Raw genomic sequence first — 14,712 nt, 5'->3', positions numbered from 1 at the left:
TGTTTGACAGCGCCCCTGCGGGCGCCGATACTGGATAAACGGTTCCGGCGGGACAGGCGCGCCACCGGAAAACCTCGTCAGCCGGCGCCTTCCAGGGGAAAAACATGCATCCCTATCGCACCAGCGCCCGCCGCCTTGCCATGCTTTTGCTATGCGCCACCCTGTCGGCCTGTGCCATGGCGCCGCCCGCCAGCGTGCCGCCCATCTTCAACGATAGCGCTTTCGCGCCCGCCATCGCCATCGATGCAGCACAGGTATTCGCCGTCAGCGAGCGCATGCGGCAGTATCTGCAAACCGACGTCAACCGTGCAGCGCGCACGGGCAATCCCCGCGTTGCCCTGTACAACGCCCTGTACGACAAGCGCCAGCTGAAACTCGAGTACGACGCCAGCATGACCCGCAATGCCAGCCAGACGTTCGACGCGCGCAGCGGCAATTGCCTGTCGCTGGTGATCATGACGGCGGCGCTGGCGCATGCAATGAACCTGCATGTGCGCTACCAGGAAGTGCTGAGCGAAGAAAACTGGAGCCGCAGCGGCGACATGTATTTCGTCGCCGGCCACGTCAATATCGTGCTGGGCCCGCGCATGGATGACAGCCCCTACAATTACGACGCCAGGGGCACGCTGGTGATCGATTTCCTGCCATCGAGCGACGTGGCAGGCTACCGCACGCGTGAAATCAGCGAGGCAACCATCCTCGCCATGTACATGAATAACCGCGCCGCCGAAACCATGAGTGCGGGCCAGCTGGATCAGGCTTACTGGTGGGCAAGAAACGCCATCCTGCAAGACCCCTCGTTCAGTGGCGCCTACAACACTCTGGGCGTGATCCAGTTCCGTCATGGCGACCGGGCGGAAGCGCGCCAGACATTGCGCTATGCGCTGGCGCGCGCGCCGGACAGTACGGTGCTGCTGGCCAACCTGGCACAGCTGCTGGAGGCAACGGGCTTGCCGGAACAGGCGCAGCCGCTGCGCCAGCGCCTGCTGGCCTTGCAGCCGGAGCCGCCCTTCCACTACTTTAACCTGGGCCGCGCCGCCATGGAACGGGGCGATTATGCGGCAGCGGCGCGGCTGTTTGGCAAGGAAATCGCGCGCGACCCGTACTACCACGAGTTCCACTTCTGGCTGGCGCAAGCCTATGCCCGCCTGGGCCAGCTGCCGCAGGCCGGGCAGCAGCTGGAACTGGCGATGGATAACAGCCTCACGCACAAGGACTATGGCTTGTATGCCGCCAAGCTGCAGCGGCTGCATGCCTTATTCCCTCCTTAATCCTCCAAAAACATTTGCTGCAAATCGTTCAGGAAATGCTGGCCCAGCTGCGTCGGGCGGATGATCTGGTGATCGCGGTACAGCAAGCCCTTCGCTTCTGCCGCGTTCAGCGCCTTGTCGATGGCGTTGATCGCCAGGCCCGTGCGTTCGGCAAACAGGTTGGGCGCAAAGCCGCCCGTCAGGCGCAGGGTATTGAGCATGAATTCAAAGCCCATTTCCTCGCGCGCCAGTTCGCGTTCTTCCTGCACCGGCGCGCCCGCCAGCACCGCCTCCATGTAGGCCTTGGGTTGCTTGTAGCGGGCCTGGCGCAGCACGCGGTGCGGGAACGAGATCTTGCTATGGGCGCCCGCGCCGATGCCGATATAGTCGCCAAACTCCCAGTAATTGAGGTTGTGGCGCGCGCGCCGTCCCGGCTGGGCGTAGGCCGACACTTCATAGCGGCCGTAACCGGCTTGCGCCGAGCGCTCGGCCACCATGTCGGCAATATCGGCGCTCGCGTCATCGTCGGGCAAGACCGGCGGATACTTGGCGAACAGGGTGTTCGGCTCCAGGGTCAGGTGGTACAGCGACAGGTGCGGCGGGGCGAAGGCCAGCGCCGTTTCCAGGTCTTGCCGGGCCTCGTCCAGCGTTTGCGAGGGCAGCGCATACATCAGGTCGAGGTTGAAATTATCGAAGTGCGTGTGGGCGATTTCCACCGCGCGGCGCGCTTCCTGGTCGTCATGGATGCGGCCCAGCGCCTGCAGATGGCGGCCATTGAAACTCTGGATGCCGATCGACAGGCGGTTGACGCCACTGGCCCGGTAGGACTTGAATTTCTCCATCTCGAAAGTACCGGGATTGGCTTCCATGGTAATTTCGCAATCGGGCTCCAGCGGCAGCAAGGTGCGCACGTCCGACATCAAGCGGTCCAGCCCCGCCGCCGACATCAGGCTGGGCGTGCCGCCGCCGATGAATATCGTGTGGATCTTGCGGCCCCAGATCAATGGCAGCGCCATTTCCAGGTCCAGCCGCAGGGCCGCCAGGTATTCCTCTTCCGGAAAACTGCCCCGTACTTCATGCGAATTGAAATCGCAGTACGGACATTTTTTCACGCACCAGGGAAAGTGGATGTACAGCGACAGCGGCGGCAGGGCCGTCAGGCTCAGGGCGCCCGGCTGCAGGTATTTCAGGGCCGCGCCGGCCGCGCCGGAAATGCCGTCCTGCGGCGCCGGAGCAGCGCCCGGCTTGCCCGCCGATTTGCCGGCGGCGCCGACCAGTTTGATCGGGATCATCGCAGTTTCTCGACCAGTGCGCGCAGGGCCTGGCCACGGTGCGACAGCGCATTCTTTTCATCGGACGTCAGTTCGGCCGCGCACTTGCCCAGCGCCGCAATATAAAAATGCGGGTCGTAGCCAAAGCCGCCATTGCCGCGCGGCGCGTCTATCATTTCGCCATGCCAGCGGCCGTCGGCGATCACCGGCTGCGGGTCGTCGGCGTGGCGCACGTACACCAGCACGCAGTAGTAATACGCGGATTTGTCCGCATGCGGCGCCAGGTCGGCGATCAATTTGGCGCTGTTGGCGGCGTCCGATTTCGGCTCGCCGGCATAGCGTGCCGAGTACACGCCAGGCGCGCCGCCCAGCGCATTGACGCACACGCCGGAATCGTCGGCCAGCGCCGGCAGCCCCGTCAAACGCGCCGCATGGCGCGCCTTGTGCAGGGCGTTTTCAACAAAAGTATGGAACGGCTCGTCCGCTTCCGGGACGTCGTACTCGCCCTGGGCGTGCACGGAAAAACCGATGGTCGACAGCAGCTCGTTGAATTCCTTGAGCTTGCCGGCGTTATTGGATGCGAGGATCAGGCGTTGGGTCATGTGACAATATCCGGGTTAGGCTGGCCCCGTTGGGGGCCATCTTCAATGCCGACATTGTAAACCTTTTAGTCCTGCTTCATGCCCGCAGCGGCGATGCGGGCCGCCACGGGGTAAAAACCTGTCAAGATCAAACGCGATCAGATACCCAGCGCCTGCTTTTGCAGCTTGATCAGGTCCGCGATACCGCCCTGCGCCAGATCGAGCAAACGGTTCATGCTGGTCCGGTCGAATGCGGCGCCTTCGGCCGTGCCCTGCACTTCGATGAAGTGGCCCGCTTCGGTCATCACCACGTTCATGTCGGTGTCGCAGCCCGAGTCTTCCACGTAATCGAGGTCCAGCACGGGTTCGCCCTGGTAGACCCCGACCGAGATGGCGGCGACAAAACTTTTTACGGGAATCGCAGCGATCGCGCCGCGCGCCTGCAATTGCGTGAATGCGTCGTACGCGGCCACCATGGCGCCCGTGATCGAGGCCGTGCGGGTGCCGCCATCGGCCTGGATCACGTCGCAATCGAGGTGCAGGGTGCGTTCGCCGAACGCCTGGAGATCGAAGGCGGCGCGCAGCGAGCGACCGATCAGGCGCTGGATTTCCTGGGTGCGGCCAGACTGCTTGCCGCGCGCCGCTTCGCGGTCCATGCGCGTGTGGGTCGAGCGGGGCAGCATGCCGTACTCGGCCGTCAACCAGCCCTGGCCCTTGCCTTTCAAGAAGCCCGGCACCTTGTCTTCGATGCTGGCGGTGCAGATGACCTTGGTGTCGCCGCACTCGATCAGCACCGAGCCTTCGGCATGCCTGGTGTACTGGCGGGTAATGCGGATGGCGCGCAGCGCATCGACGGCGCGGCCGCTGGGGCGGGATACAAATGTCATGGAGTGTCCTGTGTTCTTGTGTGGGGGATGCGGTGGAATTTACAGCCGCGATTTTAACACCGAGTACGCCCCTCATTTGCAGCCATGCAACACCTGCAAGCCAGCATGCATGCCGCATCCACACATGATCCCGACAATCCTGACCCGCCGTACACAATTTTCTTTACAATGCCGTAAAACGCACACTATTCAGCAATTTCCAGGCCATCTTGCAATCCGGCCCTGTTTGATGGCGATGGGCGGGTCTTGCCTGCGCCAGCTGATTAAGTGTATAAGTGATTGTATACAAGACCAAATCGGGGAATCCTTTGAGCATTTCAAGCATGACAGGCTACGCGGTTGCCACCAGCGAAGGTGCTGCAGGCACACTGACAATTGAAATCAAGAGCGTCAACTCACGCTTTCTCGACCTGCAATTTCGTATCAACGACGATTTGCGCACGCTTGAGCCTGACTTGCGCGCCGCTGTCATGTCCGCCATCACGCGCGGCAAGGTGGAAGTCCGCCTGAGCTTTGGCCGCAAGGCCGCCACCACCGGCAGCCAGGCGCTGAACTTGCCGCTGCTGGCCGAACTGGCGCGCCTGCAATCGGAAGTGGGCCAGCATTTTGTGTCGGCCCCGGTAATGACGGTGGCCGAACTGCTGCGCTGGCCCGGCGTGATCGAAGAAGCGCAAATCGGCCAGGAATCCCTGCAAGCGGACGTCGGCGCGCTGACCAAGCGCACGATTGCCGCGTTCGTCGATAGCCGCAAGCGCGAAGGCGCCGCGCTCGAAGCCGTGCTGATCTCGCGCATCGAGGCGATGGAAGCCATCGTCAAGCGCATCACCCCCTTGATCCCGCAAGTGGTGGCAGCCTTCCAGCAAAAAGCCGTCGAGCGCATGCAGGACGCACTGGGCCTGGCCAGCCAGGGTTCGAATTCCGCCATGTCGCGCCAGGACGCGATGGAACGCATCCGCCAGGAAGTGATTCTGTACGGCATTCGCATCGACGTCTCGGAAGAGCTGGCGCGCCTGTCCGCCCACCTGGGCGAAACGCGCCATATCCTGACCAAGGGCGGCCAGGTCGGCAAGCGCCTGGACTTCATGATGCAGGAACTCAACCGCGAAGCCAACACCCTGGGCGCCAAGGCGTCCGTCAAGGAACTGGCCGACGCCTCGATGGACCTGAAGTTATTGATTGAACAAATGCGCGAACAGGTGCAGAACCTCGAGTAAGCGCCACATATTGAACGAATCCTGCCCCATAGCGTGGATTTCCAGCTTCAAGTGATGACTGGCAAGCCTTGCTCTTGGTAAAATACGTCTTTGGGCGATATTTGCCTGGGCAAAACGCCAACACTACAGAATATGGAAATCACCGCATGAGTCACTCTACCGCCTTCTCCGGCAGCCTGTTCGTGGTTGCTGCGCCTTCCGGCGCCGGCAAGTCGACCCTGGTCAATGCGCTGCTGGCGCAGGAACCCGGCATCAAACTGTCGATCTCGACCACCACGCGCGCGCCGCGTCCGGGCGAGGAGCATGGCCGCGAGTATTACTTCACCAGCGCGGAAGACTTTGTCGCCCGCGCCGACAAGGGCGAATTCCTCGAGTGGGCGGAAGTGCACGGCAATTACTACGGCACTTCGCGCATCATGGTCGAGCAGCAAATGCTGGCCGGCACCGATATCTTGCTGGAAATCGACTGGCAGGGCGCGCGCCAGGTGCGCAAGCAATTCCCCCGCGCAGCCGGCATTTTCATCTTGCCGCCATCGATCGATGCGCTGGAAGAGCGCCTGAACAAGCGCGGCCAGGATGCGCCGCACGTGATCACGCGCCGCCTGCTGGCCGCTGGCGGTGAAATCGCACACGCTCCCGAGTTCGAATATGTTATTATCAATGAAGAGTTTACGGTCGCTTTGTCCGAACTGAGCGCGATCGTGAGAGCGGCCCGCAGCCGGTTTGCGCAACAAGCGGCCCGCAACGCCTCGCTTTTCGCCCAACTGGGCCTGCACGCGGAATAAGCCGAACAAGTCTTTAGCCGCCAGCCGCCACGCACGTCAGTTCGTTCACACAGCACCACGCACCACTATTAGGAGTTACCACATGGCCCGTATCACCATCGAAGATTGCCTGAAACAGATCCCTAACCGTTTTCAGCTGACCCTGGCAGCGACCTATCGCGCACGTCAGTTGTTGCAAGGCCATACGCCGAAAGTTGAAGCCAAGGACAAGCCTACCGTCGTTGCACTGCGCGAAATCGCTGCCGGCAAAGTCGGCATCGAGATGTTGAAAAAGGTCCCGATGTAATTGGGAGCCCGCGTGCCGGAACAGTGCTGATCCCTGGTTCTACCGTACCCTTTATCTTCACACTGCGACGGAACGCAACGTTTTATGAGTCTGACCCCAGCCGACACGACTTCTGCAGCACTGCCGCCCCTGGCCCCGCGCCAGGCGGCAAAATCCCAGGGCGCCAGCGCGTCCGGTACAGCCACGCCTGCCGCCGGGCAAGCATCTGCACCGCCCGCGCCCGCGCTGGGGGTTGCCTCCGTCAGCCACCTGGCCGACAAACTCGCCGAATACCTCTCGCCCGCCGACCTGAAAAAGGTCAAGGAAGCCTATCGTTTCTCTGACGAAATGCACCTGGGCCAGATGCGCCGTTCCGGTGAACCGTATATCTCGCACCCGATCGCCGTCGCCGAAATCTGTGCCGACTGGAAACTCGACGCGCAAGCCATCATGGCAGCCCTGCTGCATGACGTGATGGAAGACCAGGACGTCAAGAAAGACGAGCTGATCGAGCGTTTCGGTTCGCCCGTCGCGCAACTGGTCGATGGCCTGTCGAAGCTGGAAAAGATCGAATTCCAGAGCCAGATCGAAGCGCAGGCGGAAAATTTCCGCAAGATGCTGCTGGCCATGGCGTCCGATGTGCGCGTGATCCTGATCAAGCTGGCCGACCGCCTGCACAATATGCGCACGCTGGACTTCATGACGGCCGCCAAAAAACGCCGCATCGCCAGCGAGACCATGGAAGTGTACGTCCCGATCGCGCACCGCCTGGGCCTGAACAATATTTACCACGAGCTGCAAGACCTGTCGTTCTCGCACCTGTATCCCATGCGCTACCGCACCCTGGCGAAAGCCGTCAAGGCGGCGCGCGGCAACCGGCGCGAAGTGGTCAACAAGATCATGGAAGCGGTCAAAAGCACGTTTTCCATGGCGGAAATCGATGCGGAAGTGACGGGGCGCGAAAAAACCCTGTTCGACATCTATAAAAAGATGCGCAGCAAGCATTTGTCGTTTTCACAAGTCCTGGACGTGTACGGTTTCCGTGTGGTGGTCGACAGTTTCTCGGACTGCTATGTCTCGCTGGGCACCCTGCACAGCCTGTACAAGCCGATGCCGGGCAAGTTCAAGGATTACATCGCGATCCGCAAGCTGAACGGCTACCAGTCGCTGCACACCACGGTGATTGGCCCCTACGGCACGCCGGTCGAATTCCAGATCCGCACGCAGGAAATGCATCGCACGGCCGAGTCCGGCGTGGCGGCGCACTGGCTGTACAAGAGCGGCGAGAGCAATCCGTCCGACTTGCAGCAGCGCACGCACGCCTGGCTGCAATCGCTGCTCGACATCCAGCAGCAGACGGGCGACTCGGCCGAGTTCCTCGAACACGTCAAGGTCGACCTGTTCCCCGATTCCGTGTATGTGTTTACGCCGAAATCGAAGATCATCGCCCTGCCGCGCGGCGCCACCGCCATCGATTTCGCCTATTCGATCCACACGGGCATCGGCGACCAGACCGTGGCCGTGAAAATCAATAACGAAACGTCCCCCTTGCGCACCGAGCTGCACAATGGCGACATCGTGGAAATCATCACCGATTCCTCGTCGCGGCCCAGCCCGACCTGGCTGTCGTTCGTGCGCACCGGCAAGGCCCGTTCGGCCATCCGCCACCATTTGCGCACGATCAACCTGCCCGAATCGATCGCCCTGGGCCAGCAATTGCTGTCGCAGGCGCTGCAAACGTTGAATATCGGCGCTGAACTGCCGCAGCCGCTGGTCGAACGCCTGCTCAATGAATCGAGCGCCAATTCCATGGACGAGCTGTATGCCGACATCGGCATCGGCAAGCGCATGGCCACCCTGGTGGCGCGCCACATCTTTGGCCTGATCGGCGGCGAAGCGGCCAGCATGCCGGTGGAACACAATAGCGGCAGCGAGCTGGACCCGGTCACCATCTGCGGCACCGAAGGCGTGTCGGTGCAACTGGCGCCCTGTTGCCTGCCGATTCCTGGCGACCAGATCATCGGCCAGCTGCGCCGCGACCAGGGCTTGCTGGTCCACACCAGCGACTGCTCGCAAGCCAAGCGCCAGCGCGCCAAGGAACCGGACCGCTGGATCGCCGTCCGCTGGGGCACCGAACTGAACCGCCGCTTCGACTGCCGCATCAAGGTCCTGATCAACAGCGAACGGGGCATCCTGGCCCGGGTCGCCGCCGAAATCGGCGAATCGGACGCCAACATCATCTACGTCGGCATGGACGAAGACAAGGACAACGTCCTCGACCAGCTGCGCTTCACCGTGCAAGTCAAGGACAGGGTCCACCTGGCCGCGCTGCTGCGCAATGTGCGTCGCGTGGCCGGTGTCAACCGCATCCTGCGCGAACGCAATTAAACCCCAAAGCAGAAGAACTGGGGTCAGACCCGCCGGGTCTGACCCCGGATTGCCGCTGCGGGCTAACGGCGGATTTCGGCAATGCGGCGCAAAAAGTCCTGATCCCCGACTGCAAATTCCGCATTCAAGGCTGCACGCAATTGCGTCACGGCATGCAATGGCAAGTCGTCCTGAAACAAGGATTGATAGGCTTGCTGCCGTTCAATTACATTTTGCCCCAGCCGCAAATACACTGGATGTGGTGTAAGTAACTCATCACTCATCCTCTGTGCATTCGCCCGATAGCTGGACCAGCGATACTGCCCAGGCATAGCAACCATGCCAGCCCTGACGGGGTTCAGTTCAATATAGCGCTGGCAGATCAAGAGATAACGCTCGCCTTGCACCAGGCAAGACTTGTAACGGCCTTCCCACACGCTCCCGCTACGTCCATAACGCCAATTGAAATATTGCGTATATCGCTGATTCAGCGCTTTCATCAATGCGGATGGATATGCAACATCCTGAGCGGAGAGCAACAGGTGCACATGGTTGCCCATCACAACATAAGCATGGAGTTCGCATGGCGCAATAGCCAGGCAACTATGCAGATAGCCGAGATAGCGCTGGCAATCTTGAGCATCAAGGAAACACATTTGGCGATTGCTTCCGCGCTGTATCACATGCAGCGGAACACCTGGCAAGACAATGCGCAAACGGCGAGCCATGACAACTCCCCCATCCAGCAAAACCCCAGCCTGCCAGAGCCATCAAAACACGCCCTGCCGCAACGCAAACTACGCTGTATCCGGCGCCGGGTACGTCACTTCCAGCAATTCCAGTTCCTGCGGGCCTTGCGGGGTGTTCAGGGTGACGAGATCGCCTACACGGGCCTTGGTGATGGTGCGCGCCATGGGGGAAATCCAGCTGATCTTGCCGTTCAGGGGGTCGAATTCGTCGATGCCGACGATGGTGATGGTGTGGCTTTCGCCGTCGCTGGTCAGGTAGGTGACGGTGGCGCCGAAGAAGACCTGGTCGTTGCCGTAGTGCACGCTGGGGTCGACGATGGCGGCCAGGTCCATGCGTTTGGTCAGGAAGCGGATGCGGCGGTCGATTTCGCGCAAGCGCCGCTTGCCATAGATATAGTCGCCATTTTCCGAGCGGTCGCCATTCGAGGCCGCCCAGTGGACGATACGCACCACTTCCGGACGGTCCACGTCGATCAGTTGCAGCAGCTCATCCTTGATGCGCTGGTAGCCGGCGGGCGTGATGTAATTCTTGGCGCCGGCAGGAATGGCCAGCGCCAGCGCGGCCGCTTCCTCGTCGTCGTCGTGGTCCGATTCTTTTACAAAGGCTTTGTTCATCTGCCTATTGTAGCCCGTCTGGCCAGCGTGTCACGCCTGCAAAGGGCTGCCTGCAGGCTTTTTTGACGTATCATCGTGGCAAAGACAATCCCCGCCCCGGAGACGGATGAAAAAATTCTACAGATTCAGGCGCTGGCTGTTCGCGCCGCTGGTCTACCTGGCCGCCATTTTCCTGCTGCTCGAGGAATGGCTGTGGGCGACCGGCGCGCGCATCATGCAGGTGGTGGCGCAGTTTCCGCCCTTGCACGCACTGGAAGCGTGGATCAAGCGTTTGCCGCCCTACTGGGCGCTGGCCGTGTTCGTGTTGCCGGCCATCTTGTTGTTCCCCGTCAAGCTGCTGGCCTTGCTGGCGATCGCGCGCGGCCATGCCTTTTCCGGCATCGGCGTGATCGTCGCCGCCAAGCTCGGCGGTGCAGCCGCCGTGGCGCGCCTGTACAGCCTGACCCGCCCCACCCTGCTCAGCCTGCCATGGTTTGCGCGCTGGCACGGCCTGTTCATGGAAACCAAGGACCGCTGGATCGCCCGCTTGCGCGCCACGCGCCCATGGCGCCGGGTCAGCCGCTTTTCGGCCGCCCTGGGCCGCGTACGGCGCGCCTGGTGGGCGCGCCTGCGGGCAAAAGTGCCTAGCCGCCACGATTTGCGTCCTGCGCGCGTGCTGCGCCGCTTCACGGCCTTTTGGCGGGCGCGGCGCTGATGGAAAAATACCTTGCCTCCCCACCACAGCTTGCCCCGGCCATGCAGGCCTCGCCCGCAGAAATCTATCTGTACGACGCCATGACCCTGCAGTTGCTCGATGCCAGCCAGGGCGCCCGCGACAATCTGGGCTACAGCCCGGCAGAACTGGCCACGCAGACTGCCTTGACGCTGGCGCCGCAGTTGCCAGCAGCACAGCTGGCGACACATATCGCCGCCTTGGGCGAGGCCATCGGCGCGCAAGCCGTGCTGCAGGTGCAGCAGCGGCGCCGCGACGCCAGCCTGTATTCCCTGAGCTTGCGCCTGTCGCGCGCCGACCGCCATGGCCGCGCACTGCTGCTGGCAGTAGCCGATGAGCCAGCCTCACCGCAAACGGCAGCCACCACCCTGGCCCAGGTGCAGTCGCGCTTCAACGCCATCGTCTCCAATACGCCGGGCCTGGTGTACCAGTTCTGCCTGCAGGTCGATGGACAGACCGCCTTCCCCTATCTCAGCGATGGCTGCCAGGCGCTGCTGGGATTGAACCCGGCGCAGCTGCATGCCCAGCCTGAACTGTTCTTGCAGCTGATCCTGGCCGACGACCGCGCCTCTTATCTGGAGGCGATGCAGATCTCGAAACGCACCTTGTGGAACTGGAACTGGGAAGGCCGCATCTGGGTGGATGCCTGGAAAGACGTGAAATGGATCAACCTGCGTGCCACGCCACGCGCCCTGCCGGACGGCACGGTGCAGTGGGAAGGCATCATGAGCAACATCACGGAAAGCCGGCTCGAGCAGATCGAGGTGCGCCAGTCGCGGGCCCGCCTGGCCGAACTGACGGCGCATATCGACAAGGTCAAGGAGCACGAGCGCACGCGCATCGCACGCGAATTGCATGACGACCTGGGCGGCAACTTGACAGCCATCAAGATGGCCATGGCCATGCTGGCGCGTCGCTTGCCATCCGACAATCCCTTGCTGCAGGAAAAAGCCGAGTATGTCGATGCGCTGGTGGACCGCACCATCGACGCCGTGCACCGCATTTCGCTGGACTTGCGCCCCTCCATGCTTGACCTGGGCCTGGTCGCCGCGCTCGACTGGCAAGTGCAGGAATTTGCGCGCCAGGCCGGTATTACCTGCCAGTTCACGGCCAGCCACCAGGATATCGCGCTGGAACTGGACCAGGCGACCAGCCTGTTCCGCATCGCCCAGGAAGCGCTGACGAATATCGCCAAGCATGCGCAAGCGAGCAAGGTCAGCGTGCGCCTGGCCGTGCAGCGCCAGCAGCTGAGCCTGAGGATCAGCGACAATGGCGTCGGACTGCGTGCCAGCGACCGCGCCAAGCCGCTCTCGTTCGGCATCCGTGGCATGGCCGAGCGCGCCAATGCACTCGGCGGCAGCCTGACACTGATGGATGCACCGGGCGGCGGCACTATCCTGAGCATAAAAGTCAGGCTATCGGCGCCGCGAGAGGCGATAATAGCGGCTGCAGACCATGCCCCCAGGCATGCCGGCCTGCAGCAAGACCAGGACGGACAAGGCCTGGCCTAGGCTAACTTGAAAAGAAACAATGCAGTTATGAAAGAAAAAGCCACCATCCGGGTATTTATTGCCGACGATCATGCGATCGTGCGCGAAGGATTGAAACAAATCCTGGCCGATACCAAAGACATCATCGTGGCTGGCGAAGCGGAAAGCGCGCACGACGCCGTCAAGCTGTTCCGTGGCTCGAAATGCCAGGTGATGCTGCTCGACATCTCCTTGCCCGACCGCAGCGGCATCGATGTGCTCAAGCAAATCAAGAAGGAAAAGCCGGAACTGGCCGTGCTGATGCTGTCCATGCACCGCGAAGACCAGTATGCCATCCGCTCGCTCAAGGCAGGCGCGGCCGGTTACCTGACCAAGCAAAGCGCGCCGCGCGAACTGGTCACCGCTATCCGCCAGGTAGCCGGCGGCTTGAAATACATCAGCGCCTCGCTGGCCCAGGCCCTGGCCAACACGGTGGGCGAAGACCATGACATGGCGCCGCACGAAACCTTGTCGGACCGCGAATACCAGACCTTGATCATGATTGCTACCGGCAAGACAGTGGGCGCGATTGCCGAGGAATTGAAATTGTCCGTGAAAACCGTCAGCGAATACCGCGCGCGGCTGCTGGTCAAGATGAAGCTGAAAAATAGTGCCGAGCTAACCCATTATGCCATCCGTAACCAGCTGGTGGACTAGCTATTGAAACAGTATCGGGCGAATTGAATGGACTTCTCAGCGCTGCTCACACAATAAATTCTTTGCCAACTAGCATATCATGGGGATAATTAGCAAATACCCAAAAAAGGCTGTGCCTACATGTCCAGTAAATTGCCTTCCCCGCCAGCAAACGCTCCCGCTGGCGCCACACCAACGCATTCAGCCGCAGGCGCAACTGCCATGAATCCGGTCGATATCGCGCGTGAAGCCTTTCGCCGCCTGGCGACGCGCCGCATCGCGCCCACGCCCAGCGCCTACCGCGACATCTACAATGAAATCGCCGGCATCAGCGAAGCGGCCGAGACCGCTCCTGCCGCCGTGCTGGCAGCCAGCGCCCCCAGCGAAATCGGTGCTGAACATGTGTTGACGCAATTTGCGGCCAAACTGAGCGAATCGGCAGGCGAGCTGGGCGACTTCGGCAAGCGCTTCCAGCGCGCGCTGAAGGCCCGCGACTGGGATAGTTATGCACGCGCCCTGGCGCAACTGGCTGAAAAACACACCAGGAAAGGCGGCGGCATCGAGTTGCCGCCCCTGCCCGATGGCGAACAGACGCGCACCCTGCGCGAATTGCTGAGCCGCACCCTGAGCTTTGCCGTCGCCACCTTGCTGACAGGCACGCCCGCCCTGGTGGACGAAGCCGAATCGCTGGGCACGGCCATCAAGCAGGCCCATACGGAAGATGCGCTGAACGAAGCAGCCGTGCGCCTGAAGCAGCTGTGCTACCAGATCGAATTGAAAAGCGGCGACACGGCGGAACAGCAGGAACTGCTGCTGCGCCTGTTCAAGTTGTTGCTGGATAATGTCAGCCAATTGCTGGACGACGACAGCTGGCTGCGCGGCCAGGTCGATGCCGTGCAAAACCTGATCGCCGGACCGCTGGACCAGCGCGCGCTGGAAGACGCCACGCGCAGCCTGAAGGAAGTCATCTACAAGCAAGGCCAGCTCAAGCATAGCTTGTCGGACGTCAAGCTGACGGTCAAGAACATGATGATGACCTTTATCGACCGCCTGGGCCAGGTGGCGGCCAGCACGGGCGATTTCCATGAAAAGATCGGCGGTTATTCGGACCGTATCAGCCAGGCGGAAAATATCAGCGACCTGAACCTGGTGCTGGACGAAGTGCTGCGCGAAACGCGGCTGGTGCAGAACGAGGCGCTGCTGGCGCGCGACAAGATGGTGCTGGCGCGCCAGGAAGTGCAGGACGCGGAACAACGCATCCACACGCTGGAAGCGAAACTCCAGCATATGAGCGAACTGGTGCGTGAAGACCAGCTGACGGGCAGCCTGAACCGGCGTGGCCTGGAAGACGTGTTCGAGCGCGAAACGGCCCGCTCGGACCGGCGCGGCACGCCGCTGTGCATCGCCATCCTCGACCTCGACGATTTCAAGCGCCTCAACGATACTTACGGCCACCTGGCCGGCGATGCCGCGCTGAAACACCTGGTGAAAATCGTCAAGGAAACCCTGCGTTCGATGGATGTCATCGCCCGTTTCGGCGGCGAGGAATTCCTGATCCTGCTGCCGGAAACGACGGTCGAAGCCGCTTCCTCGACCATGACCCGGCTGCAACGCGAACTGACGCGCCACTTCTTCCTGCATGAAAACGAAAAGGTCCTGATCACCTTTTCCGCCGGCGTGGCCCTGCGCCACCCGAATGAAGATCAAAATGAACTGGTCAAACGCGCCGACCGCGCCATGTACCAGGCCAAGCAATCGGGCAAGAACCGGGTGGTGGTGGCGGACTGAAGATTAGTATGAGAGTTGCTTACTAAGGTTATTCATCAGCCTAAGCAAAACGTATCTGGCCTT

The 14,712-nt window shown here is 61.7% G+C and carries 14 protein-coding genes; 9 read left to right on the top strand and 5 right to left on the bottom strand.

The features are described from left to right. The first annotated feature begins 104 nt into the window (after positions 1-104). Positions 105-1,271: a tetratricopeptide repeat protein gene (locus tag ACL9RI_RS02840; RefSeq protein ID WP_422725065.1), complete on the top strand. Its 1,167-nt coding sequence runs from the start codon at positions 105-107 to the stop codon at positions 1,269-1,271. Here the strand turns inward: ACL9RI_RS02840 and hemW are convergent. From hemW to rph, 3 genes are all read right to left on the bottom strand, one after another. After that, positions 1,268-2,542 carry a radical SAM family heme chaperone HemW gene (hemW, locus tag ACL9RI_RS02835; protein WP_422725064.1) on the bottom strand — a complete coding sequence of 425 codons (1,275 nt, stop codon included), beginning with the start codon at positions 2,540-2,542 and terminating at the stop codon, positions 1,268-1,270. The genes ACL9RI_RS02840 and hemW overlap by 4 nt on opposite strands. Further along, positions 2,539-3,123, bottom strand: coding sequence for an RdgB/HAM1 family non-canonical purine NTP pyrophosphatase (gene rdgB / locus ACL9RI_RS02830; RefSeq protein ID WP_422725063.1), 585 nt, complete (start codon positions 3,121-3,123; stop codon positions 2,539-2,541). Before rdgB ends, hemW begins: the two co-directional genes overlap by 4 nt. Positions 3,124-3,260: 137 nt before the next feature. Further along, positions 3,261-3,989 carry a ribonuclease PH gene (gene rph / locus ACL9RI_RS02825; RefSeq protein WP_422725062.1) on the bottom strand — a complete coding sequence of 243 codons (729 nt, stop codon included), beginning with the start codon at positions 3,987-3,989 and terminating at the stop codon, positions 3,261-3,263. 323 nt (positions 3,990-4,312) lie between these two features. On the opposite strand from rph, the gene ACL9RI_RS02820 reads away from it, so the two are divergent. The 4 genes from ACL9RI_RS02820 to ACL9RI_RS02805 all read left to right on the top strand — a co-directional run bounded on the left by ACL9RI_RS02820 (position 4,313) and on the right by ACL9RI_RS02805 (position 8,641). Then, positions 4,313-5,203: a YicC/YloC family endoribonuclease gene (locus ACL9RI_RS02820; RefSeq protein WP_422725061.1), complete on the top strand. Its 891-nt coding sequence runs from the start codon at positions 4,313-4,315 to the stop codon at positions 5,201-5,203. Between the two features lie 146 nt (positions 5,204-5,349). Then, positions 5,350-5,988: a guanylate kinase gene (gmk, locus tag ACL9RI_RS02815; protein ID WP_422725060.1), complete on the top strand. Its 639-nt coding sequence runs from the start codon at positions 5,350-5,352 to the stop codon at positions 5,986-5,988. An 82-nt stretch (positions 5,989-6,070) separates the two neighbouring features. Next, positions 6,071-6,274 (top strand): DNA-directed RNA polymerase subunit omega, encoded by a 204-nt coding sequence (rpoZ, locus tag ACL9RI_RS02810; protein WP_010400723.1) that lies wholly within the window; start codon positions 6,071-6,073, stop codon positions 6,272-6,274. Between the two features lie 84 nt (positions 6,275-6,358). Next, positions 6,359-8,641 carry a RelA/SpoT family protein gene (locus ACL9RI_RS02805; RefSeq protein WP_422725059.1) on the top strand — a complete coding sequence of 761 codons (2,283 nt, stop codon included), beginning with the start codon at positions 6,359-6,361 and terminating at the stop codon, positions 8,639-8,641. 62 nt (positions 8,642-8,703) lie between these two features. On the opposite strand, the gene ACL9RI_RS02800 is transcribed toward ACL9RI_RS02805, so the two are convergent. Further along, positions 8,704-9,348, bottom strand: coding sequence for a transposase (locus ACL9RI_RS02800; protein ID WP_422725058.1), 645 nt, complete (start codon positions 9,346-9,348; stop codon positions 8,704-8,706). A gap of 69 nt (positions 9,349-9,417) precedes the next feature. After that, on the bottom strand, positions 9,418-9,984 hold the full coding sequence (greB, locus tag ACL9RI_RS02795) for a transcription elongation factor GreB (protein WP_422725057.1): 567 nt from the start codon (positions 9,982-9,984) through the stop codon (positions 9,418-9,420). A 106-nt stretch (positions 9,985-10,090) separates the two neighbouring features. Here greB and ACL9RI_RS02790 point away from each other — a divergent pair, with 106 nt between their 5' ends. The 4 genes from ACL9RI_RS02790 to ACL9RI_RS02775 all read left to right on the top strand — a co-directional run bounded on the left by ACL9RI_RS02790 (position 10,091) and on the right by ACL9RI_RS02775 (position 14,649). Beyond that, the gene (locus ACL9RI_RS02790) at positions 10,091-10,678 is read left to right on the top strand and encodes a hypothetical protein (RefSeq protein ID WP_422725056.1); all 588 of its coding nucleotides are present in this window, start codon (positions 10,091-10,093) and stop codon (positions 10,676-10,678) included. Continuing rightward, positions 10,678-12,207 (top strand): histidine kinase, encoded by a 1,530-nt coding sequence (locus ACL9RI_RS02785; protein ID WP_422725055.1) that lies wholly within the window; start codon positions 10,678-10,680, stop codon positions 12,205-12,207. Before ACL9RI_RS02790 ends, ACL9RI_RS02785 begins: the two co-directional genes overlap by 1 nt. 27 nt (positions 12,208-12,234) lie before the next feature. Further along, on the top strand, positions 12,235-12,882 hold the full coding sequence (locus ACL9RI_RS02780; protein WP_422725054.1) for a response regulator: 648 nt from the start codon (positions 12,235-12,237) through the stop codon (positions 12,880-12,882). Between the two features lie 201 nt (positions 12,883-13,083). After that, a complete protein-coding gene (locus tag ACL9RI_RS02775; RefSeq protein ID WP_422725053.1) occupies positions 13,084-14,649 on the top strand; it encodes a GGDEF domain-containing protein in 1,566 nt (521 codons plus the stop codon). Positions 14,650-14,712: the final 63 nt, after the last annotated feature.

Origin of the sequence: Janthinobacterium sp. Mn2066 (assembly GCF_049319705.1) — a bacterium.
In the GTDB taxonomy this organism is placed as follows: Bacteria; Pseudomonadota; Gammaproteobacteria; order Burkholderiales; family Burkholderiaceae_D; genus Janthinobacterium.
This window is presented reverse-complemented; position numbering and strand designations above follow the sequence as displayed.